This is a genomic window from Micropruina sonneratiae, assembly GCF_025972045.1.
GTDB lineage: Bacteria > Actinomycetota > Actinomycetes > Propionibacteriales > Propionibacteriaceae > Micropruina > Micropruina sonneratiae.
This window is the reverse complement of record NZ_JAPDHX010000002.1, coordinates 564,604-584,712: the sequence shown is the minus strand read 5'-3', so window position 1 is coordinate 584,712 and position 20,109 is coordinate 564,604. Positions and strand designations below refer to the sequence as shown.

At 68.0% G+C, this 20,109-nt stretch carries 21 protein-coding genes and 2 tRNA genes; 10 read left to right on the top strand and 13 right to left on the bottom strand.

The window, feature by feature from the left end; genetic code table 11:
• Positions 1 to 83: 83 nt before the first annotated feature.
• Positions 84 to 1,133 (bottom strand): 3-isopropylmalate dehydrogenase, encoded by a 1,050-nt coding sequence (locus OIE40_RS07910; RefSeq protein ID WP_264701649.1) that lies wholly within the window; start codon positions 1,131 to 1,133, stop codon positions 84 to 86.
• Between the two features lie 92 nt (positions 1,134 to 1,225).
• On the opposite strand from OIE40_RS07910, the gene OIE40_RS07905 reads away from it, so the two are divergent.
• Positions 1,226 to 2,314: a branched-chain amino acid aminotransferase gene (locus OIE40_RS07905; protein WP_264701648.1), complete on the top strand. Its 1,089-nt coding sequence runs from the start codon at positions 1,226 to 1,228 to the stop codon at positions 2,312 to 2,314.
• A gap of 65 nt (positions 2,315 to 2,379) precedes the next feature.
• On the opposite strand, the gene OIE40_RS07900 is transcribed toward OIE40_RS07905, so the two are convergent.
• Together OIE40_RS07900 and tpx are read right to left on the bottom strand one after the other, a co-directional pair.
• On the bottom strand, positions 2,380 to 3,333 hold the full coding sequence (locus tag OIE40_RS07900) for a DMT family transporter (RefSeq protein ID WP_264701647.1): 954 nt from the start codon (positions 3,331 to 3,333) through the stop codon (positions 2,380 to 2,382).
• 173 nt (positions 3,334 to 3,506) lie between these two features.
• Positions 3,507 to 4,004 carry a thiol peroxidase gene (gene tpx, locus OIE40_RS07895; protein WP_264701646.1) on the bottom strand — a complete coding sequence of 166 codons (498 nt, stop codon included), beginning with the start codon at positions 4,002 to 4,004 and terminating at the stop codon, positions 3,507 to 3,509.
• 260 nt (positions 4,005 to 4,264) lie between these two features.
• Between tpx and cimA the strand changes: the two genes are divergently transcribed.
• Both cimA and OIE40_RS07885 read left to right on the top strand, forming a co-directional pair.
• Complete coding sequence (cimA, locus tag OIE40_RS07890) at positions 4,265 to 5,935, top strand: citramalate synthase (RefSeq protein WP_264701645.1); 1,671 nt, start codon at positions 4,265 to 4,267, stop codon at positions 5,933 to 5,935.
• 112 nt (positions 5,936 to 6,047) lie between these two features.
• Complete coding sequence (locus OIE40_RS07885) at positions 6,048 to 6,713, top strand: DUF1707 SHOCT-like domain-containing protein (RefSeq protein ID WP_264701644.1); 666 nt, start codon at positions 6,048 to 6,050, stop codon at positions 6,711 to 6,713.
• A 106-nt stretch (positions 6,714 to 6,819) separates the two neighbouring features.
• Here OIE40_RS07885 and OIE40_RS16930 read toward each other — a convergent pair whose 3' ends face one another.
• Together OIE40_RS16930 and OIE40_RS07875 are read right to left on the bottom strand one after the other, a co-directional pair.
• Positions 6,820 to 7,680, bottom strand: a complete 861-nt coding sequence (locus tag OIE40_RS16930) for a potassium channel family protein (protein ID WP_319805214.1) — start codon at positions 7,678 to 7,680, stop codon at positions 6,820 to 6,822.
• 200 nt (positions 7,681 to 7,880) lie between these two features.
• Positions 7,881 to 8,171 (bottom strand): isoamylase early set domain-containing protein, encoded by a 291-nt coding sequence (locus OIE40_RS07875; protein WP_264701643.1) that lies wholly within the window; start codon positions 8,169 to 8,171, stop codon positions 7,881 to 7,883.
• Positions 8,172 to 8,474: 303 nt separating this feature from the next.
• On the opposite strand from OIE40_RS07875, the gene OIE40_RS07870 reads away from it, so the two are divergent.
• Entirely contained in the window at positions 8,475 to 8,624 is a 150-nt protein-coding gene (locus OIE40_RS07870; RefSeq protein WP_264701642.1) for a hypothetical protein, read from the top strand.
• A gap of 13 nt (positions 8,625 to 8,637) precedes the next feature.
• Here the strand turns inward: OIE40_RS07870 and OIE40_RS07865 are convergent, their stop codons facing one another.
• A complete protein-coding gene (locus OIE40_RS07865; RefSeq protein ID WP_264701641.1) occupies positions 8,638 to 9,918 on the bottom strand; it encodes a thymidine phosphorylase in 1,281 nt (426 codons plus the stop codon).
• A 62-nt stretch (positions 9,919 to 9,980) separates the two neighbouring features.
• On the opposite strand from OIE40_RS07865, the gene OIE40_RS07860 reads away from it, so the two are divergent.
• From OIE40_RS07860 to OIE40_RS07845, 4 genes are all read left to right on the top strand, one after another.
• A complete protein-coding gene (locus OIE40_RS07860; protein WP_264701640.1) occupies positions 9,981 to 10,784 on the top strand; it encodes a fumarylacetoacetate hydrolase family protein in 804 nt (267 codons plus the stop codon).
• 1 nt (position 10,785) lies between these two features.
• Positions 10,786 to 11,781: a CPBP family intramembrane glutamic endopeptidase gene (locus OIE40_RS07855; protein WP_264701639.1), complete on the top strand. Its 996-nt coding sequence runs from the start codon at positions 10,786 to 10,788 to the stop codon at positions 11,779 to 11,781.
• Positions 11,782 to 12,118: 337 nt separating this feature from the next.
• Positions 12,119 to 12,190, top strand: a tRNA-Gln gene (locus OIE40_RS07850).
• Positions 12,191 to 12,260: 70 nt separating this feature from the next.
• Positions 12,261 to 12,333, top strand: a tRNA-Glu gene (locus OIE40_RS07845).
• A 99-nt stretch (positions 12,334 to 12,432) separates the two neighbouring features.
• Here the strand turns inward: OIE40_RS07845 and OIE40_RS07840 are convergent.
• The 6 genes from OIE40_RS07840 to OIE40_RS07815 form a co-directional block, all read right to left on the bottom strand.
• Positions 12,433 to 13,542: a tyrosine-type recombinase/integrase gene (locus OIE40_RS07840; protein ID WP_264701638.1), complete on the bottom strand. Its 1,110-nt coding sequence runs from the start codon at positions 13,540 to 13,542 to the stop codon at positions 12,433 to 12,435.
• The gene (locus tag OIE40_RS07835; RefSeq protein ID WP_264701719.1) at positions 13,529 to 13,702 is read right to left on the bottom strand and encodes a helix-turn-helix transcriptional regulator; all 174 of its coding nucleotides are present in this window, start codon (positions 13,700 to 13,702) and stop codon (positions 13,529 to 13,531) included. The genes OIE40_RS07840 and OIE40_RS07835 overlap by 14 nt, the downstream gene beginning before the upstream one ends.
• 209 nt (positions 13,703 to 13,911) lie before the next feature.
• On the bottom strand, positions 13,912 to 15,417 hold the full coding sequence (locus OIE40_RS07830; protein WP_264701637.1) for a replication initiator: 1,506 nt from the start codon (positions 15,415 to 15,417) through the stop codon (positions 13,912 to 13,914).
• A complete protein-coding gene (locus OIE40_RS07825; RefSeq protein ID WP_264701636.1) occupies positions 15,417 to 15,752 on the bottom strand; it encodes a WhiB family transcriptional regulator in 336 nt (111 codons plus the stop codon). Before OIE40_RS07825 ends, OIE40_RS07830 begins: the two co-directional genes overlap by 1 nt.
• Complete coding sequence (locus OIE40_RS07820) at positions 15,749 to 17,173, bottom strand: hypothetical protein (protein WP_264701635.1); 1,425 nt, start codon at positions 17,171 to 17,173, stop codon at positions 15,749 to 15,751. Before OIE40_RS07820 ends, OIE40_RS07825 begins: the two co-directional genes overlap by 4 nt.
• Position 17,174: 1 nt before the next feature.
• Entirely contained in the window at positions 17,175 to 17,549 is a 375-nt protein-coding gene (locus OIE40_RS07815; protein ID WP_264701634.1) for a hypothetical protein, read from the bottom strand.
• 152 nt (positions 17,550 to 17,701) lie between these two features.
• Here OIE40_RS07815 and OIE40_RS07810 point away from each other — a divergent pair, with 152 nt between their 5' ends.
• Together OIE40_RS07810 and OIE40_RS07805 are read left to right on the top strand one after the other, a co-directional pair.
• Positions 17,702 to 18,388 carry a GntR family transcriptional regulator gene (locus tag OIE40_RS07810; RefSeq protein ID WP_264701633.1) on the top strand — a complete coding sequence of 229 codons (687 nt, stop codon included), beginning with the start codon at positions 17,702 to 17,704 and terminating at the stop codon, positions 18,386 to 18,388.
• A 71-nt stretch (positions 18,389 to 18,459) separates the two neighbouring features.
• Positions 18,460 to 18,987, top strand: coding sequence for a hypothetical protein (locus OIE40_RS07805; protein ID WP_264701632.1), 528 nt, complete (start codon positions 18,460 to 18,462; stop codon positions 18,985 to 18,987).
• A gap of 155 nt (positions 18,988 to 19,142) precedes the next feature.
• Here OIE40_RS07805 and OIE40_RS07800 read toward each other — a convergent pair whose 3' ends face one another.
• Complete coding sequence (locus tag OIE40_RS07800; RefSeq protein ID WP_264701631.1) at positions 19,143 to 19,673, bottom strand: hypothetical protein; 531 nt, start codon at positions 19,671 to 19,673, stop codon at positions 19,143 to 19,145.
• Positions 19,674 to 20,109: the final 436 nt, after the last annotated feature.

Genomic DNA, 20,109 nt, shown 5'->3' with positions numbered 1-20,109 from the left:
GGGCAAGCCCGGGATGACGTGGGAGACCCGGCGCTTCCCGTCATCCGGCGGACGCCGGAATCTCAACTCAGGCGGGCAGGCTCTCAGCCGAGCCGGGCGACGATCGCGTCGCCGACCTCGGTGGTGGAGCGCTTCGCGCCACCGCGCTCGGCCACGTCGGCGTCCACCGCGGCGTCGATCCGTGCGGCGTCCTCGTGGCGTCCCAGATGGGCCAGCAGCAGGGCCATGGAACTGATCGTGGCGGTCGGATCGGCGATGCCCTGCCCGGCGATGTCCGGGGCCGAGCCGTGGACGGGTTCGAACATGGACGGGAACGCCCCCGACGGGTTGATGTTGGCCGAGGCGGCCAACCCGATGCCGCCGGTGACTGCCGCGGCCAGGTCGGTGACGATGTCGCCGAACAGGTTGTCGGTGACGATCACATCGAAGCGCTGCGGATCCTGAACCAGCATGATCATGGTGGCGTCGACGTGCAGGTAGTCGGTTGTCACCTCGGGATATCGGGCGGCGACCGCGGTGAAGATCCGGTTCCACAGCCCGCCGGCGTTCACCAGCACGTTGTGCTTGTGCACCAGGGTGACCTTCCTGCGGCGCCGCATGGCCCGCTCGAAGGCGTCGGTGACGACCCGCTCGACACCGCGGGCGGTGTTCACGCTGACCTCGTTGGCGACCTCGAACTCGGTGCCGGTCTGCATCGAGCCGCCGACGCCGCAGTACAGGCCCTCGGTGCCTTCGCGCACGACGACGAAGTCGATCGGGCCGCGGGCGACCACGGCGTCCGACAGGGGGGTGACGACGCCGGGGTAGAGCTTGGAGGGTCGCAGGTTCACGTAGTGGTCGAAGGCGAACCGCAGCTTGAGCAGTAGGCCGCGCTCCAGCAGGCCGGACGGGATCGCCGTCGAGCCGGGCGCCGCGCCCACCGCGCCGAGGATCAACGCGTCGGCCCGGGCCAGCTCGTCCAGCACCGAGTCCGGGAGCACCTCGCCGGTGCGCTGCCAGCGCTCGGCGCCCAGGTCGTAGTGGGTGAAGTCGAAGGCGTCGGCGCCGACGGTTGCGGTGAGCACCTTCAGGCCTTCGGTGACGACCTCGGGACCGATCCCGTCTCCGGGGATGACAGCGATGTTCTGAGCCACCCCGTCACCCTAGGCAGCCGTCCAGCACGCGAACCGTGAGTCTCATAATCCTTCGCGTGGCGGGCCCCAGGCACACGAGTATTGTCCTGCCCATGCCGCTGACCTTCCCGCTGACGCCCACGAGCACCCCGTCCACGCCCGACACGATCGCCACGATCCACGCCGACCCCGGCTTCGGCGTCCACTTCACCGATCACATGGCGGTGGCGACCTGGTGCATCGGCGAGGGGTGGAGTGGCGACGCGGTGGTCCCGTACCGGCCCTTCGAGCTCGACCCGGCCAGCGCGGTGCTGCACTACGCCCAAGAGGTGTTCGAGGGACTGAAGGCGTATCGGCACGCCGACGGCTCGATCTGGTTGTTCCGGCCCGAGCGTAACGCCCAACGGATGATCGCCTCGGCACGCCGGCTGGCGCTGCCCGCGCTGCCCGTGCAGGACTTCCTCACCTCTCTGGAACAACTGGTCAGGGTGGACGCCGCGTGGGTGCCGGACGCCGGGGGCGGCGAGGCGAGCCTGTACCTGCGCCCGTTCATGTTCGGCAACGAGGCCTTCCTCGGCGTCCGGGCCGCGCATCGGGTCAGCTACGCCGTGATCGCCTCCCCGGTCGGCCCCTACTTCGCCGGCGGAGTGAAGCCGGTCAACATCTGGTACACCGACGAGTACAGCCGCGCGGGCAAGGGTGGCACCGGGGCCGCGAAGTGCGGCGGCAACTACGCCTCGTCGCTGCTCGCGCAGCAGGAGGCGGCCGACAACGGCTGCTCGCAGGTGTTGTTCGCCGATGCGGGCAGTGGGGTGAACACCGAGGAGCTCGGCGGCATGAACATCGGGGTGATCACCGCCGACGGGGAACTGATCACCCCGGCCCTGACCGGCACGATCCTGGAGGGCGTCACCCGCGACTCGATCCTGACGGTGGCCGCCGACCTCGGCCTGCGTCCGGTGGCCCGGACGATCACCCTGGCCGAGATCTTCGACCGGGTCGACTCCGGAGACATCGTCGAGGCGTTCGCCTGCGGGACGGCCGCCGTCCTCACCCCGGTGGCGGAGTTCCGGTCGAAGGACGGGAACCACGTCGTCGGCAGCGAACCAGGGGAGCGGACCATGCAGCTGCGGTCGGCCGTTCTCGACATCCAGTACGGCCGCGCCGAGGACACCCACGGCTGGCTGCGTCGGGTGGTGTGACGCCACACCCGCCCGCCGTCGCCGCCCGGTGGCCTTCCGGTCTGCCCTGAGGCTCGCCCACATGGTCAGGCGAGCGTTGGCCGGGCGGGGGGCGGTGGGGGAGCCGAGGGCGTCCGGCGCCCGCCCGTCCCGGCGATGAGGACGCCGACGAGCACCGTGGCCAGCCCCAGCCACTGCCCGCCACTGAGGGTTTCGCCCAGGACGATCACGCCCAGGCCGGCCGCGGTGATCGGTTCGGCCAGGCCGAGGGTGACCGCCGATGCCGCGGTCAGCGTCCTCAGTGCCGTCCCCATCAACAGATATGCGGCGACCACCGTGACCGGTCCCAGCCAGGCCGCCATCGCCACGCCGCGGGGTTCGGCCAGCCAGCCGAGGTCGGTGGACGGCAGGATGGCCGCGGCGATCAGCCCGCTCACGCCGAGGATGGACGCCGTCGAGATCACCGGCCGGACGCCTCGGCGCAACAGGGTGGCGGCGCACACCGCGTAGGCGGCGTAGGAGGCGCCGGCGGCCATTGACAACGCCAGGCCGACGGGGTCGAGACTCCGGGCGGCACCGATCGCGCCGGACAGCAGGACCAGACCCACGACCGCCACCGCGGTGGCCGCCAGCCAGCGTCCCGTGGGCCGGCTTCCGCTCAGCCACTCGAACAAGCCCGCGAACAGCGGGCTGGAGCCCAGCGCTGTCACGGTGCCGACCGCAACCCCGTTGGCGAGGGTGCCGGCGAAGAACGTCGCCTGGAAGGACATGATCGCTGCCCCGCCCAGCACCACCCAGCCGAGCTTCGGGGTGAGGCGTGGCGTCCGGACGCCCTCGCGGCGCCACCAGACGATCAGGCCGACGGCGGCCAGGATCAGCCCGCCGCTGGCCTGGCGGACCGCGCCCACGCTGAGCGGGTCCATGCCCGCCGGGCCCAGCGCCTGCGCCGTTCCCGTCGTCCCGAAGAGCACGGCGGCCGCCACCATCAGCAGCGGAGCGCCCGACGTCGCGGTCGACGACGAGGCGACGGGGACGGGCACGGCGGTCAGAGTACGGGGTGCGGGCCGGTGCGCAGCCCGCTACCACGGTGCTGATACGTCGCAGTGCCGCCCCGGCGTCCCTTCAGGCTCGCCCAACTACCGAGCGCTCGCGAAGGTTGGCGAGCGCTCGGTAGTTGGGCGAGTCCCGGCTGCCGGCCGAGCCGCAGCGGAGTTCAGCCCAGGGCGGCGACGGCGGCGTCGTAGTCGGGCTCGTCGCCCACGCTCTGCGTGATCTGGACGTGCCGCACGAGGCCGTCCACGCCGGCGACGATGACCGTCCGGGCCAGCAGGCCGCGCATCGGCGAAGCGAGCATGGTCAGGCCGTAGTCGGTGCCGAACGACGAGCGGAAGGCCGAACCCATCACCACGTTCTCGATGCCTTCGGCCCCGCAGAAGCGCGCCTGGGCGAACGGCAGGTCCTGCGAGATGCACAGCACCGTGGTGTCCGCCAGCCCGGACGCCAACTCGTTGAAGCGGCGCACGCTCAGCCCGCACACGCGGGTGTCCACGCTGGGGAAGATGTTCAGCACCAGTTTGCGGCCCGCGTAGTCGTCCAGGGTGCACTCGGACAGGTCGCCGCGGGTCAGCGTCAGCGGCGGCAGCGGTGCCCCCACGGCGGGCGGGTCTCCGGCCGTCGCGGTGTCGGTGCCCTTGTAGTTGGTCGTGGCCATGTCGCCTGTCTAGTCCGCGCAGCCTCCGCAGACAACCCGCACTGCCGCGACCCGGCAACCGTCTCAGAGATCCCAATCAGTGGACGCACGCCGACGCTTCCGAGGCGTGAACACCAGGGTTCCGGCCAGCGGGACGCCGCCAGCGGAAGCGGATCTCATTGCCTGAGACCCTTGGCTCGCCGCGGTCCCCGGTTGCACACTCGATTGGTTGTAGCGTCGCAGTGACGCTTGAACTCCGCACCACCACCGATCGAGGATCAATGTCGAGTCTTCCCGTTGCACCGGACACCTTCCACGTCTTCGACACCACGCTGCGCGACGGCGCGCAGCAGGAGGGCCTGCGGCTGACCGTCGCCGACAAGCTGCGCATCGCCGTCCATCTGGACGAACTCGGTGTCGACTTCATCGAGGGCGGCTGGCCGGGCGCCAACCCCAACGACACGGCCTTCTTCGCCGCGGCCGCCGAGGGCGAACTCGAGTTGCACCACGCCGAGCTGGTCGCCTTCGGCTTCACCCGCCGGGTGGGTGCCACCGCCGCCGACGATCCGCTCGTCCAGGCCCTCATCGACGCCCGCACCCCGGTCGTCTGCATCGTCGCCAAGAGCCACGCCGGCCACGTCCACCGAGCCCTGCACACCACGCTCGAGGAGAACCTGGGGATGATCCGGGACACCGTCGAGCACCTGGTCGCCGCGGGCCGGCGGGTATTCGTGGACTGCGAGCACTTCTTCGACGGCTACAAGCTGAACCCCTCCTACGCGCTGGAGTGCGTCCGCACCGCGGCCGAGGCCGGCGCCGAGGTCGTCGTGCTCTGCGACACCAACGGCGGCATGCTGCCGTCCCAGATGGGCGACGTGGTGACCGCGGCCGGCGCGATCGGCGTCGACCTCGGCGTCCACTGCCACAACGACACGGGCTGCGCCGTGGCGAACACCCTGGCCGCGGTCGACGCCGGCGTGATGCACATCCAGGGCACAGTCAACGAGCACGGCGAGCGCACCGGCAACGCCAACATCATCACGTTGATCGCCAACCTGCAGCTGAAGTACGGCTGGTCTCTGGTGCCCGACACCGCGCTGCGCGAGGCGACCAGGATCAGTCACGCCATCGCCGGCATCACCAACGTGCCGCCCAACTCGCGGCAGCCCTACGTCGGCATGTCCGCGTTCGCGCACAAGGCCGGACTGCACGCCTCGGCGATCAAGGTGGACGCCAACCTCTACCAGCACATCGACCCCACACTGGTCGGCAACGACATGCGCATGCTGGTCTCCGACATGGCCGGCCGGGCCAACATCCAGCTCAAGGGCTCCGAGCTCGGCTACGACCTGTCCGACCGCGAGCTGGCCGGCCGGATCACCGACATCGTCAAGCAGCGTGAGATGGAGGGCTACAGCTACGAGTCCGCCGACGCCAGCTTCGAACTGTTGCTGCGTGAGGAACTCGGCCTCGGCGACACACACTTCGACGTACTCGCCTGGCGGGTGCTGACCGGACACGAGGTGAAGTCCGACGGGGACTCCGAGGCGACGGTCAAGCTGCGGGTGGACGGGACGCCGCTCGCCTTCGTGGCAGACGGGCACGGGCCCGTCAACGCCCTCGACCTGGCCCTGCGCACCGCCTTGAAGCAGGCCTATCCGGTGGCCGACGACTACGAGCTGACCGACTACCGGGTGCGCATCCTCGACCAGGGTCACGGCACGGACGCCATCGTGCGGGTGCTGATCGACACCACCGACGGCCGCCGCACGTGGACCACGGTGGGGGTGGGCACCAACGTCATCGAGGCCAGCTGGGAGGCCCTGGTGGACGCCTACCGCTGGGGCATCAACCGGTTCCTGCGGGATTCGGCGGCCGACGACTCGGCCGAACTGCTCGAGGTGGACTACCTGGACGCCGGCCGGCAGCCGGCCGGCAGCGCCGCCCACTGAGGGCTCGGCGTCCAAGCCCTGGGGGCGCCGTGCCCGGGTGGGGCGGCAGCGGGGTGGGGGTTGTCAGGCGGCGCCAACCGGAGGCGGGACCCCGACGATCTAAGATCGGCGCATGACCGACTCCCATGCTCACCTGCGGGTCGGCCACGCCCAGCGGGACGCCGCGATCGTCGAACTGCGCCGGGCCGCCGCCGAGGGCAAGCTCACCGAGCAGGAGCTTTTCGAGCGCATCGCCGGCGCCCAGGCCGCCCGGACCTACGGCGAGCTGGAGCAGGTGCTCGCGGACCTGCGCCCGCCCGCGCCCGAGCAACGGGTGCTGTTGCAGCAGGTGGAGGCCTACCCGGGGCTGTCGCCGACGGCGGTGCCGGCCGCCCCGTCGTCCGCCCCGCCGGGCTTCTCGCCCAACGACCCGCTGGTGCTGAACGCCGGGTTCACCGGCGCCAAGCGGACGGGCCCGTGGCGGGTGCCGCCTTTCCTGCGGGTGCAGGCGCTGGCCGACACCGTCCGGCTGGACTGTCTGCAGGCCGTCGCCGCGAGCGAGGTGATCGACCTGGAGGTGCTGCCCGGCGCCGCCACGGTGCTGGTCATCGTCCCCGAAGGCTGGGCAGTGCAGTGTGACCGGCTGAGCAAAACCCTCGGCACGGTGGTCTCCAAGGTTCCCGATCAGGCGTCCTGGGGCAATCCGCTGATCGTCGCCCGCGGCTCGATCGGCCTGGGCACGTTCCGGGCCCGGGGTGCCAACTGGTTCGACCGCCGTCGCCTCGGCCAGGATCGCTGAGGTCGCCGCCCGACGGGAGGCTGTCAGATCGACCACGCCGAGCCGGCTGCGTTCGATCAGCCGCGCGCCCTGCGGGTGCACCGGGCACGCGCGGCCCGGTTGGTGGTCAACCGGCAGCCGATGGAGCCGTCCCGTGCGGGTCCCGGCCCGGTGCCGTGCCCTGTGGCGGGCCGTTGAGCTGCCGGACGGCTTCGGTCAGCTCCGCCACCTGGGCGCGCAGTTCGGCGATCGAGGTCTCGCCCTCGTCCTCGGCCCGGCCGGGCCTCGATACGCGCTGCACCAGCCAGGCGGCGACCGTGGCCGTGACCACGCCGATCAATGCCACGCCGGCGATCATCAGCACCGCCGCCACCAGCCGTCCCTCGAACGAGACCGGGTAGTGGTCGCCGTAACCAACCGTGGTGATGGTGGTCAGCGCCCACCACAACGCCGTGCCGAAGTCGGTGATGTTGGCGCCCGCGACATCGCGCTCTGCTGCAAACTCGGCCAACCCCCCGGTGTAGAGCAGCAGCACCGTGGACACCCCCACGTAGGAGGCGACCCGGCCCTGCAGTGAGCTGGCCGCCCGGCGTTCGATGAACCGCAGCAGCACGAACAGCCGCAGCAGCCGCAACGGTTGCAGCAGCGGCAGCACCACGATCAGCAGATCGAAGATGTGCCGGACGAAGTACTCGCCGCGTCGCTTCGCCAGGAGCACCCGCACCAGGTAGTCGACGGCGAACACCGCCCAGGTGACGTAGTCGACCACCTGCAGCAGCAGGCGCAGCCGGGGTGACAGGTCGGTGGCCAGGATCTCCCACGAGTACGCGACCAGGAAGGCCACCGCTGCGACGGCCAGCGGCCAGGCGGCGGCGTCGTCCCAGCGCTTGACGGTCCAGCGTCGGGGGGCACGGCCTCGACGAGACGGACGCGCAGCCTGCGGCTGCCGGCGCGACGAGCCCTGGTCGGTGGAGCCCTGCGATGTCACGACCGCCAGTGTGCACCCATGAACCGGTCCCGGGCACGCAGGTCATCGCCTGATCAGCCCTCGGTCAGCACCCCGCGCGTCCAGCGCGCCGCCGGGATCGCCGGGATCGCCGGAACTGTCCCCGTTGTCGGTGGGACGCTCCGGCGGAGCCGTACCGGCGTCCCGGTGCCGGCGGTGCGGGGACGGTTCTCGGGGACGACTCAGGAGGCCCGGGCCAGGATGACGCTCGCGCCGGCGTCCACGAAGTCGGCGTCCCGATCGTCGAACCACTGGCCGTTCTCTCCGAGGTAGCGGAAGGCGACGATGTAGTCGGACGGCAGGGTGACGGTGGCACTCATGGTGCCGTTGGAGCGCTTCTTCAGCGGCACGGTGCCCGGCGTCCAGTCGTTGAAGTTGCCCACCACGGACACCTTGCCGGCCGGGTGGTCGGCGGGCAGGGCGAAGGTGATCTTGCGGGTGGACGACGAACGCGAACCGGTCAGCTTCAGCATGGTGTGTCAGGCCTTTCACAGAACTCGAAAGTGATCTCAGTGGGGTCGGGCACCGAGGCCGGGGGGAAGGCTGCCCGCGGCCACTCTGTCAGGTATTGGTAGATGTGACTATTTCGAGCGTGTCCGCCCCGGGACCCGTTCCTGCACCCTCTAGGCTGGTGTGAATTTCCTGCTTCCGGAGCCCCTGCGGACGGACGGGCGGCGATGCCTCGGCTGCTTCGCGCGAGGTCGTTTATGGCCCGTTTACGGCGTCCTCGGACAGTGGTTCCAGGTTCAGAGAGAGCCTGGAAACCAGGAGGAGACATGACCATCACCAGCATCAGCACCAGCACCGTCGGCGCAGTCGCCGGCACCCGGACGCATGCCGCGCCGGGTGCCGACCGGCCGACGCGCCGGCGGATCCTGTCCCGGCGCGATGTGCGGGTCGGGGTCGAGTGCCGGAAGATCCGCTGACCACCCGATCGGGTCACCCGGCGATTCGCTCCAGCAGGAGCGGCTGCGGCTCGCCCGGCTCGTCGCCCACCGACCAGCCACCCTCGAGCGCCTGGGCGGCCCGGTCGAACCGCTCCGGGGTATCGGTGAGCAGGGTGAACAGCGGCTGCCCGGCCCGCACCCGCTCTCCCACCCCGGCGTGCCACAGCACTCCGGCCGCGGCCTGCACCGGGTCCTCCTTACGGGCCCGGCCGGCGCCCAGCCGCCAGGCCGCGACGCCGACTGCCAGGGCGTCCAGGCGGGTCAGGAAGCCGTCCCGGGGTGCCTCGATCACCCGCTGGTGGCGGGCGCGGGGCAGAGCGGCGTCCGGGTCGCCGCCCTGACCGCGGATCATCGCCCGCCACGTCTGCAGCGCCCGGCCCGAGGCGAGGGCCTCGGCCGGATCGGCGTCCAGTCCGGCCAGGGTGAGCATCTCCCGCGCCAGCGCCAGGGTGAGTTCGACCACGTCGGACGGCCCGCGCCCGTTCAGCACCTCGACGGCCTGGGCGACCTCGACGGCGTTGCCGGCGGCCCGGCCCAGCGGCATCGCCATGCTGGTGACCAGGGCCACGGTCGCGACCCCGGAGCGCCGGCCCAGCCCGACCATGGTGCGGGCCAGTTCGACGGCCTGCTCGCGCTGTCGCATGAACGCGCCCGAGCCGGTCTTCACGTCGAGCACCAACGCAGGGGTGCCCTCGGCGATCTTCTTGCTCATGATCGACGATGCGATCAGTGGAATCGACTCCACTGTGCCCGTCACGTCGCGCAGCGCGTACAGCTTGCGGTCGGCGGGCGCGAGTCCGGGGCCGGGTGCGCAGATGACGGCGCCCACCTCGTCCAGCAACCGGATCAGGTCGCCGGGCTCGACGTCGGGGCTCCAGCCGGGAATCGCCTCCAGCTTGTCCAGGGTGCCGCCGGTGTGCCCCAGGCCACGGCCGGACAGCTGGGGGACCGCGGCCCCGCATGCGGCGACGATCGGGGCCAGCGGCAGGGTGATCATGTCGCCGACCCCACCGGTGGAGTGCTTGTCGACGACCGGACGGTTCAGCCCGGCGAACGACATCCGCTCACCGGTGTCGATCATCGCCTCCGTCCAGCGGGTGAGTTCGGCGGCGTCCAGGCCACGGAAGACGATCGCCATCGCCATCGCGGCCATCTGCTCCTCTGCCACCTCGCCCGCGGTGTAGGCGGCGATCAGCCAGTCGATCTCGTCGGGGCCGAGCCGACGTCCGTCCCGTTTGGCGCGGATCAGGTCGACCACGTCATAGCTGCTCATGGCGCGAGTATGGCAATCCGGGCCTGACCGGCGCAGCCGTCGGGGCCGGTTAGGCTGCGGTCATGCGCATCGCCCGTTACGTCGCCGACGACGGCGACCCCCGGTACGGCATCGTCGAACTCGAACAGGACGCCGGCGGTCACCCCGATTCGATCGCCGCGATCTCCGGCGACCCGCTGGCGGGCGCGGTGAACTACACCGGCGAACGCGTCGCGCTGGACGACGTCCGGCTGGTCAGCCCGGTCATCCCGCGCAGCAAGGTGGTGGCGATCGGCAAGAACTACGCCGCGCACGCCGCCGAGTTCAACTCCACGGTGCCGACCGAACCGCTCACCTTCCTCAAGCCCAACACCTCGGTGATCGGGCCGGGTGAGCCGATCCTGTACCCACCCGAGACCGAGAACCTGCACTTCGAGGGCGAACTGGCCATCGTCATCGGCCGGATCTGCCGCCGGGTGCCCGCCGAGCGGGCCGCCGACGTGATCTTCGGCTACACGATCGCCAACGACGTCACCTGCCGCGACCTGCAGGCGAAGGACAAGCAGTGGAGCCGCGCCAAGGGCTACGACTCGTTCTGTCCGCTCGGCCCGTGGATCGTCACCAACCTGGGCCTGGACGAGGTGGCCGACCTGGAGATCTCGACCACGCTCAACGGCGAGCCGCGCCAGTCGTCCACCACCTCGCTGATGGTCTACGGCATTCCGCGGCTGATCGAGTTCGTGACCAGCTTCACCACGCTGCTGCCCGGCGACGTCATCCTGACCGGGACGCCGGAAGGTGTCGGTCCGATGCTGCCGGGCGACTCGGTGTCGGTGACGATCGAGGGCATCGGCACGCTGACCAACCCGGTCGTGGCGGAGGACTGAGGTGGCGCCACCGCCCGCGCGGCGCACGTCGTGGGTCGACTCGATCGCCACGGTGCCGACGCCGACCGGCGTCCGCTATGACGAGATCCTGCTCGGCGCCGAGGACCGGCCCAAGCTGCGTTCCGCCGTCGGCATCCTGTCGGGCCTGCTGCTGTTCTTCGTGTTGACCCCGTTGGTCGGTGTCGGGCTGTCCTGGCTCGGCTGGGTGCTGCTGCGGCCGGGCGTCGACTTCAGCGCCTGGTCGAAGGCGCTGAACGCCTACGAGCATCCGTGGGGCATGCTGTCGGGTCACCTCGCGCTGGCGATGCTGATTCCGATCTCGCTGGCGATGGTGCTGTTCGTGCATCGCCGGCACCCGAAGTGGCTGGCGTCGGTGCGGCCCTGGTTCCGCTGGCGCTACCTGCTGCTGTCGCTGGGATTGGCCCTGGTGCTGTTCAACGTGGTGTTGCTGGTGCAGAACCTGGGCCAGCCCTTCGGGACGCTGCAGCCGCAGCCCGGGTTCTGGGTGTTCCTGGTGGTCATCGTGCTGACCTCGCCGTTGCAGGCGGCCGCTGAGGAGTTCTTCTTCCGCGGCTACCTGCTGCAGGCCTTCCACACGTTGGCGCCGCGCAGCCCCTGGTTCGGGGTGGTGTGCTCGGCCGCCCTGTTCGCCCTGTTCCACGGAACCCAGAATCTGCCTCTGTTCCTCGACAGGTTCTGCTTCGGCGTCCTGGTCGGCGTGCTGGTGGTGAAGACCGGCGGGCTCGAGGCGGCGATCGGCGCGCACGCGATCAACAACGTCCTGGCGTTCACCTACGCCGGCCTGAAATCGACCATCGCCGAGGTCAAGGCGACGCAGGTGATCGGCTGGGGCGACTTCGCCTGGGACGTGGCCGGGTTCGGCCTGTTCGCGGTGGTGGCCGTGCTGCTCGGACGCCGGCTCGGCCTCGCCACGACCACGCCGGGCACCCGCAAACCGGAGGGCGTCGACCCCTGGGACCCGGTCGTCCGGTCCTGACTCCTCACGTCCCGCACGCCACCCGGGGGATCGCGTGTCGACCCCGGCGGGTGGCCGATCTCGACATCGGCGTCCGCTGGCGACGAACCGACGCCGATGCAGGGTTACAACCCGAAATCGGACGCCCAACCCTCCAGCGGGCACCGATCTCGACATCGGCGGAGTCGAGATCCCGGCGTGCGCGCAGGTGGCTGATGGATTGCGTCATCGCAGGCCTGCCCTGGGCGTGCCGGCCTGCGTTCCCCGGCGCGGTGCTGCCGGAAAGCGTCCGCCGATTTGGAGGGCGCCCGGCCGATTCGGTAACGTTGTCCCTCGGCTGGTCCGCAGGGGCCGGCGATGGGGTATGGGGTAATTGGCAGCCCGCCGGATTCTGGTTCCGTCAGTCTAGGTTCGAGTCCTAGTACCCCAGCGCAGAGGATTCGCCGCAGCTGCGCTGGCTTTGGTAATCTTCTTGTTCGTCGCCGCGAGGCGATCGCTAGGGCCCCGTTGTGTAGCGGCCTAGCACGCCGCCCTCTCAAGGCGGTAGCGCGGGTTCGAATCCCGTCGGGGCTGCAAGGCACGAAAGCGGCTTCCACTGGGTATAACACCCGGCGGGAGCCGCTTCGCATGTTCCAACCTCAAGCCCTCGGGACACGTACGGGACACGAACGCTCAGCCGAGTAGCGCGTCGAGGCGGTCGACGGCGGCGTCTGAGCCGTCGGGATACAGACCGCCGTAGCGGGTGAGTGTGAAGGCAACGCTGTTGTGGCCCGCCCACTCCGAGACCTCGCGCACGTTGCAGCCGGCGGCGACCAAGATCGACACGAAGCTGTGCCGCAAGCCGTGAAAGGTGAAGCCGTCCAGACCCGCCGCGGCGACCGCTCGCCTCCAAGTCTGACGACCGAAGGTGCCCCTATACAGAGGCCCGCCCGTGGTCGTCGTGAACACGAGAGCATCCGGCGACGGCTCAACATACTGATCGAGGTGGTTCGCGATTCGACACATGATCGAGCGCGCAACCGGCACCGTGCGACGCGACCTAGCGGTCTTGGGCTCTTGGCCGAGCTGCACCTTCCCGCCGACCTCAATGGCCGTCGACATCACCGTGATCCGTGATCGCAGCGGGTCGACGTTCTCGCGGGTCAGCCCAATCGCTTCACCCCACCGCAGGCCGGCGAAGGCTCCCACCAGCACGAGCGCGCGGTACCGATCAGGGATTTCATCAACGAGGCGCTCCACCTCGTCCCTGGTTAGGTATCGAGGCCGCTTCGCCTTCTCAGACGGAAGCGATACCTTCTGAGCAGGGTTGGCCGATATGCGACGGTCCTCAACGGCAGCATCCAGGCACCGCCGCAAGGCGAACACAGCCTTACGCACAGTCGCCGGCGACAGTTCCTCGGCCAACAGATCAGCCACCCATGCCCGCACCGCGCCGTTCGTGATCTTGATCAGCGGCACATCGCCAAAGCGAGGGAGCACCTGGCGTTCCATCGTCGTCACCAAGCGGGCATGAGTGGTGGGCCGCAGATCGTGACGAGTCGGCAGCCACTCCTTCGCCCAGTCCTTCAAACGAACGTCTCCGCGGCGAGGGTCGTGCCAGGTGCCGGCGCCGAGGGCGACCTCAATCTCTGCCTTGCGCCGCTCCGCGTCACTCAGCCGAGCGAAGGTCTCGGAGTGCTCCCGAGCGGACGCGTCCCGATAACGAAGCTTGTACCGGACAACAGCGCGAACCCGGCCCGACCGATCTGTTCGTTGAAGCTCGCGCCGCTCAATCGAGGCCATGATCTGCCTCCTCGAGGCACCCCTTCAACCACGACTCAACCGAAGCCCGGCTATACCTGACGTGCCGCCCCATCTTGTAAGCGCGCGGACCCTCGTTACGGTGCCGCCACGAATACAACGTGCCAATCGGCACCGACAACAACTCAGCCACATCGGCCATCGTCAACAGCTTCTCAGCCACGGATATCCACCCCCTGGGGTCTGGGAACGTAGGTGCTTCGCCCTCCCCGACGTTGGGAAGGAATTGGTGGGTCATGTCTGCCCCGTCAAGGGCACTTCGTGTCACTGCGTGATTCGCTTCGCTCTCCCTTGACCGGTCAGCCCTGACCCACGGTGGGCAGTCATCGGGGAGGTCGAAGCGGTCTGCGGTCACGGCGGCATTGCTGAACGGCCTTGCTGAACTTCACGGGCTGCTTCGTATTCGGTTCGCCAGCGTCGCCGTTCTGCGACCGCCAGCATGACTACCTCGGCGTAGGTGGTGTGGTCGCCTTCGATCTGTTCCCACACGAACCGGGCACGCCCATCGGTGGTGGTAACGCTGGCCGAGAGCCGTTCCACGTCGGGGGCGACCAAGCCGGCCGATTCCAGTGCTTCGCGTACGACTTCGGCGCGGTCTGCCCGGTGCCTGGCGAGTGTCTTGGACGACCATTTGCGCGACACCAACACGCGCCGGCCACCAAGCCCCAGGTGCTCGCGCCGATGCGCTTTGCCGTTACAGAAGCCCGGCGCCAGGTGGGGACCGGCGTGCTTGGGTTGGATGCCGTAGCGCAGCCAGTTCGCGCAGCGTTCGGAGCAGGGCAGGTAGCGGAGCTCGAGATGCAGCCGGTCGATGTGTGCGCGGCGGCGCGCTTCTTGGTCGTCGTCGTTGGTGCCGACCACGTCCTTGGTGAGGTACTTCGTCAAATAGCGAATGGCGCGGTCGGCGTCGGGCTGGCCGCGCACGATCCCTTGAGCGTCGAGCTGGCTGCCGAATCTCATCACGTGCGCCGGCGCCGCGTCGGGATCGATGTCGATGGCGTCGAGGGATTCCTCCCAGGTGGGCAGCAGCTCACCGGTGCGAGGGTCGGCGTAGTCGGTGCCTGTCCAGCGGGGCAGCTCGTCAACGTAGATGGCGTGATCGAACGCGGGCCACCAGACTTGCAGATACGTGGCGGTGACTACCTGGCGCAGCACCTTGCGTGGAATGACACCCCGGATCGCGGCATGCAGATGCGGAGCTAGCCGGCGCTGCGGTTCGATGGCCGAGAAGTACTGCAGGTTGAAACCCGCCGTTCGGCGCAGTGTCTTCCAGAACTGATCGAGCAGTCGCGGGAACAGCATCGCGTCCAACGCCGTCCGCCGATAGTCGTAGGTGGCCGGCGTGACTGGTGCCCCGTCGTGAATCGCGCCGTACGACGGCAACGTGAGCGTGATGAACATCGACGGGCGGTGCTCCTTGCCGTCCCGGCCGCTGAACACCACCCCGACCGTGCGGTCACTCATTGGCACGTGCGGAAGATCAGGCACGTCTTGGCGGCGCTTGGTCGACCGGACACGTCTGCCGGGAGTGATACCGCCAGTATCAGGGTCGGTGTTGTCGCTGATACTGCCGGTATCACCCGGTGCGGCGTTGTCGGTGATACCGCCGGTATCAGCCTCTGGTTCGTCGGTGCGATGCCAGCCCTCGGTGCATTGCTGCATCCTGAGCCGTCGAGCCTTGCCAGCGCAGGCCGGGCATACTGCCTCACGGGTCGACCCGCACGCCAACGCCACCCGCGACACCGCGCCGGTTTCACGGTCGGTCACGCGGCGCAGCAGCGGTCGGGCGCATACGCCTTCGGCCTCGGCCAATTCGCGGGCCATGCCGGCGGTGATCTGTCCCACGGTGGCGAGCATCACGACACCATGCGGAGTTCTTGGGCACGCTCCCGCAGCCAGTCGTCCAGGTGGAAGGCGTCTTGCTCGATTGCCAGGAATGCGGCGGTGCGGTCTTCGCGGGTCAGGCCTCCGCGGATCGGTGCGGGGTCGTCCACCACCAATGCGGTGACGAGGCATTCGGCCTTCACGGGGCAGGCAGCGCACAGGGCCGGCGTCGGTTCGACTCCTTCGGAGCACGCTGTCTGGGCGGTCCAGGAGGGGCAGCGCCAGTTCACGTCGACCTCCTGGACGACGATGGCCCGGTACTCCATGCGCAGGAATTGCAGCAGCCGATCAGCTTTGACGTTGCTCATGCTGCGTCCTCCTGCCCGCGCGAACGGCTGCGGCTGGCGCGCTGCGGCTTCTCTGGCGGCTCGGGCACCACGATGGGCACCTGGCGTGGTGCGGGGTGGGTGGAGGCGATCAGCCGGATCAGGGCATCGGTGACGTATGCGGCTCGGAACCGCTCGACTTCTCCGGTCTCATTCACTGCGAAACCCACGCCAGGTGTCGAGCGGCTGATGTGATGCGCTTCGGCACCCCGCCGGCGGGCTCCCTCACCAAGAACCATGTCAACCTCGGCAGCCTCGTCCAGGCGCAGCGATACCTTCTGCGGGAACATGTGCCGCATGCCGATGGTCTCTTTGCGCGGGTCTTGCACGAACGCGAACACGTAGTAGCCGACCGCTCGGCCTACCGCGAGAATGCGCCGCAGCGCGGCATCGACCCGCTTCAACAGCTCTCGGTCGGTCTCATAGGCGACCAGAACGGCAAGCTCGTCAATCAAGACGATCACCATCGGGTCGGTCCGCGTCGGCTGATGCAGTCTGGTCACTCCAGCCAGGCGAGCCGCGCGAGCATCACAGGCGGCGGCGGTCTCTTCGAGCATGACGGCCGCCTCAGCTGACGTTCGAGCCAAGCGGGTGAACAGCGCTGCCCCCATGGTCAGCTCCATTGACCCCTTCAAGTCCGCGCCGTGATACTCGACCAGACCCGAGCGAATGTTCGGTGCCTGACCAAGGATCACGTTCCACATCACTGACGCCTTGCCCGCACCGGCCACGCCGACGGTCAGTGTCGACACCCGCAGATCGAGCAGGAACGGATCGCCCGACTCGGCGCGCCCGATCAGAACCGAATCGATCGAGCATCCAGCCGCGATCGGGTTCGGGCCGACGAAATCGACCAGGCCGGCCAACGAGTCTGTGAACGACCAAACCAGGCGGCAACCCGTCCGGCGTTCGTTCGGAACCACGCGCAACCCCCGAGCATCGACTGCCGTGCGGAGCCGATCAGCAACCGCCTCGAAATCTGCGACAGTCTGGCCATTCACCAAACCCACCAAAGCGGTCAGGTCCCCATGCCGATCCCAACGGGGCCGGCCCAAGGCGGGAAACGTCCGACGCGATGAACCGGTCACGCGGTCGGTCACAACGAGGCCGCAGGAGTCCATCAGCGACGGCCACTGCTGTCGAACCCGCCGAACCACCCGGCGCCGACGCATCGGCTCACCGATTAGCCGCCGGAACGAGGCCGGCGACACGCGGCACCAGAAGGCCAGCCCGAGCAAAACCGCGAGGGCACCCCAAACAGGTGCCATGTCGACACCCAGCGCCCGGTACAGCAGGGCAACGCCCACGAACCCCAGCAACCCAGCCGGGTGCCGGCGCAGCAGCCGAGCGAAACCGCCCAGCCACCACGCCAGCTCGCGACGAATCGCACGGACGATGCTCACCTCACGCCGCCTTGTTGTCGCCACGGCGAACCTCGGCCAAGCCGGTCGCCCGCAGGGAGTACGCGATCCGGGGTCGCCCCATGCCTTCCTTGAGGTAAGGGGTCACCGAGAGTCCTTCAAGCCGAACGGGACGGACCGGCAAGCCGGCAACCTCGGCGGGCGGCACCGGCTGTACGTCAGCGATGATCTTGACCTTGAACGTGCGTTCGCGGGCCTCCGGGTCGAAGTCCATGACATCGACGACCCAGATGCGCTTGCCGGTTGCGGCGTCGAGTTGCTGCACCGAGTTGTCCCCGCTGGACTTGTCGAAGTCTCTTTGCGCGCTCACCGCACCGACGATTCCCACGCCGTGCGGAAACGCCTCATCGAAGTTCACACCGAACGGTCCTCTGACGCCCATCGCATCCTCCTAGTGTTCTAAGCAGTGACCATCACTGTTCCAAACACTATGCACCACTGATCTAAACAGTGTCAAGAGTGCTTAGATGTGTGTCGCTGAGGACGAACTGCACTTCTAGACTCTCTGACATGGCTCAGGGCGATCACACATCAACCGGTCGCCTCGCTGATCGGGTGGCCGACGACTTGCGCGCACGCATCGCGGCGGGGGAGTACAAGCCCGGCGACAAGCTGCCGTCGCAGAACGAGCTCGCCGCCAGCTACCAAGTTGCCAAGATGACGGCGTATCAAGCGATCACCCAGCTTCGCGAACAAGGCCTGGTCTACGCACGCCACGGCAGCGGGGTCTACGTCACTGAGCCGCCGGTGGCAACTTCGCTGTTCACCGCTGTCTCGGCGGCCGCCGCGACGGGTCACCTAACAATCGACGCGCTCGCGCCCAACGCTCGACTCCTCGCGGCCGCGCTCCGCGCACCCCTGGCGCGGGTGGTAGCTGGGATTGACGAGGCGCCGGCCGGCCGAATCCGCCTCATGGCCACTACGCAAGACGTCGAGGACTACTCATACCTGCAACTGTGCGACGACCTGGAGGCGCACCCGACGCTGACGCTGGAGAGGCGCATCATCGGGCTAAGCTCCCAGTTCGGTTTCTTCCTGGTCAACGAGGCAGACCTGTTCCTCGGCCTCAGCTCGGAGGATCACGCCTCACTCCCACCGGCAGTGGTGGCAGAACAACTGATTCACGCTGGCAGAAGTGATACCGCCGGTATCAGTCAGATCAATGGAGTGCGAGATTGGTTCGCCCAAGCTTGGTGAATCTCGAAGAGACTATGCTGCCTGCCACGCGAACTCTGACGCGAAGCGCCCAACCCCAAGGAGAAGCCGTCGTGAACAGAACAACGTCCTATCAGCTCACAGAATCTGACATCGAACGGCGCAATGCATTCATCGCCCATTGGGAAGCCAAGCACGGACTTGTGCCTGCCTACGATCTGCCCAGCCGCCCAACAGATGGTCGGTATCGGATTGACGAGCGTTTTCGGCACTCGGCAGAGACTTGGTATATCGATCACTTCCGCATGTATATAAGCGCATACGGCCTGATTCTCATATTTAGCCCGTATGTCAAAGATTTGGAGAAGCGCCTCGACGACCGCGTCACGCCTGACGAACTTGAGGCCGTCAAGGAATCGGCAAGCCTAAACCATGCCGTATTCGCGGTGGGCAGGGTATGTGAAGGCATTTATGCTCAATCATCTCAGACGCTATACCCGGATGAGAGGCGAATCCACACTGTCACTGTCGTGTTCATTATACCGCTCGTAGGTTATGCGGCAGAAGCGGCCGACCTGGCGCAGCAACTCGCGAAGCCATTGAAGTTCCGCGCCAAGGACCTTCACCCCAACCGGCGCTAAGCCAAACCATGGCCATTTTGCCGAATCTGGCTCTACTCATTCAAGGCACGGCTTCGCCGCGCTCGCTGCGGTCCGTGTCCTCACTCGCTACGCTCGCTGCGGGCCGGTCCTCGCTGGTGCCCCCGGCACGTATCCAGGTCAAAGTTCCAAACCACCTAGTCCTCAGGCTCACACTCCGTCGGATGTGGTGCGATCTTCTTGCGTTCCGCTGTCGAGAGCTGTGCAGCCAACTCCTCGACCGACTTGCCCGCAACATCCGTCCTCAAGGTTGGGATATCTACTCGAACCCCGCGAAGGTCTTGAATGCGCCCCTCAACCTCCCCGAGTCCCAGAATCCCTGAATCAAATGGGATCGTCCCAAAAGCACCCAAACCGACCCACGACCCCTTCATCACATCTTTAGAGCACGGATCATCCACCCAGTCAAGGGCCGTTACGTAGCTGTGGCCAACTTCAAGCCTGGATGCATTGGTTAGGGCGAATGGGCGCTCACCGGTGCCATTGTTATTGTTGAACACCCACCCTGCCGCTTGCTGCCGAATCTCTTGAGGGGCCTCAACCTTGCCGCTTTCGGCGGTCCATATCAAGCGATCAACCCTAAGCACGACTTCTCGTGAAATCATGCCCTCTTCGCGTTCCAGATCCTCATTCGCAATCTTGCCCCGCACCTCGTTGACCACGGTCACAGCAACGACGAACTCTGCACTCGATGCCCAATCGCTAGCGGATCGACTCCCTGTGCGGTCACGTCCTTCTCCAAGCACCACCGGCGCAGCAACGGTCTGCGTGGGACGACCCCCCGTGGACGAAGCGGTGGGTCCCGCGTTGTACCCACAGCCTGAGACCCCTAGCGCCACAACTACGAGAGCCATGACGGTTGCCTTTCGTTCCATCATTTCTACTCCTAGTAGACAGTATTTATCAAATGAGCGCTCGCCGCGCCCAACGAGCCGGGAAACTCGTCCTCGTTGACCATGCAGCCTAAGCGCGCATCACCAGGATCCAGCACCGGAGACGCGTCATTGCCGTGGACCAACCCAACTGCGTGGCCCATTTCGTGGCACGCCACTGAACCTGAGAACGATCGGTAGTAGGGATTGGCTATGCGCACGTAAGTCTGGT

Coding starts and splice junctions, on each gene's coding strand:
- OIE40_RS07905 (WP_264701648.1), top strand. CDS start 1,226: ATGCCGCTGACCTTCCCGCTGACGCCCACGAGCACCCCGTCCACGCCC.
- OIE40_RS07840 (WP_264701638.1), bottom strand. CDS start 13,542: ATGGCCTCGATTGAGCGGCGCGAGCTTCAACGAACAGATCGGTCGGGC.
- OIE40_RS07865 (WP_264701641.1), bottom strand. CDS start 9,918: ATGAGCAGCTATGACGTGGTCGACCTGATCCGCGCCAAACGGGACGGA.
- OIE40_RS07835 (WP_264701719.1), bottom strand. CDS start 13,702: ATGGCCGATGTGGCTGAGTTGTTGTCGGTGCCGATTGGCACGTTGTAT.
- cimA (WP_264701645.1), top strand. CDS start 4,265: ATGTCGAGTCTTCCCGTTGCACCGGACACCTTCCACGTCTTCGACACC.
- OIE40_RS07885 (WP_264701644.1), top strand. CDS start 6,048: ATGACCGACTCCCATGCTCACCTGCGGGTCGGCCACGCCCAGCGGGAC.
- OIE40_RS07870 (WP_264701642.1), top strand. CDS start 8,475: ATGACCATCACCAGCATCAGCACCAGCACCGTCGGCGCAGTCGCCGGC.
- OIE40_RS07875 (WP_264701643.1), bottom strand. CDS start 8,171: ATGCTGAAGCTGACCGGTTCGCGTTCGTCGTCCACCCGCAAGATCACC.
- OIE40_RS07810 (WP_264701633.1), top strand. CDS start 17,702: ATGGCTCAGGGCGATCACACATCAACCGGTCGCCTCGCTGATCGGGTG.
- OIE40_RS07830 (WP_264701637.1), bottom strand. CDS start 15,417: ATGCTCGCCACCGTGGGACAGATCACCGCCGGCATGGCCCGCGAATTG.
- OIE40_RS07860 (WP_264701640.1), top strand. CDS start 9,981: ATGCGCATCGCCCGTTACGTCGCCGACGACGGCGACCCCCGGTACGGC.
- OIE40_RS07825 (WP_264701636.1), bottom strand. CDS start 15,752: ATGAGCAACGTCAAAGCTGATCGGCTGCTGCAATTCCTGCGCATGGAG.
- tpx (WP_264701646.1), bottom strand. CDS start 4,004: ATGGCCACGACCAACTACAAGGGCACCGACACCGCGACGGCCGGAGAC.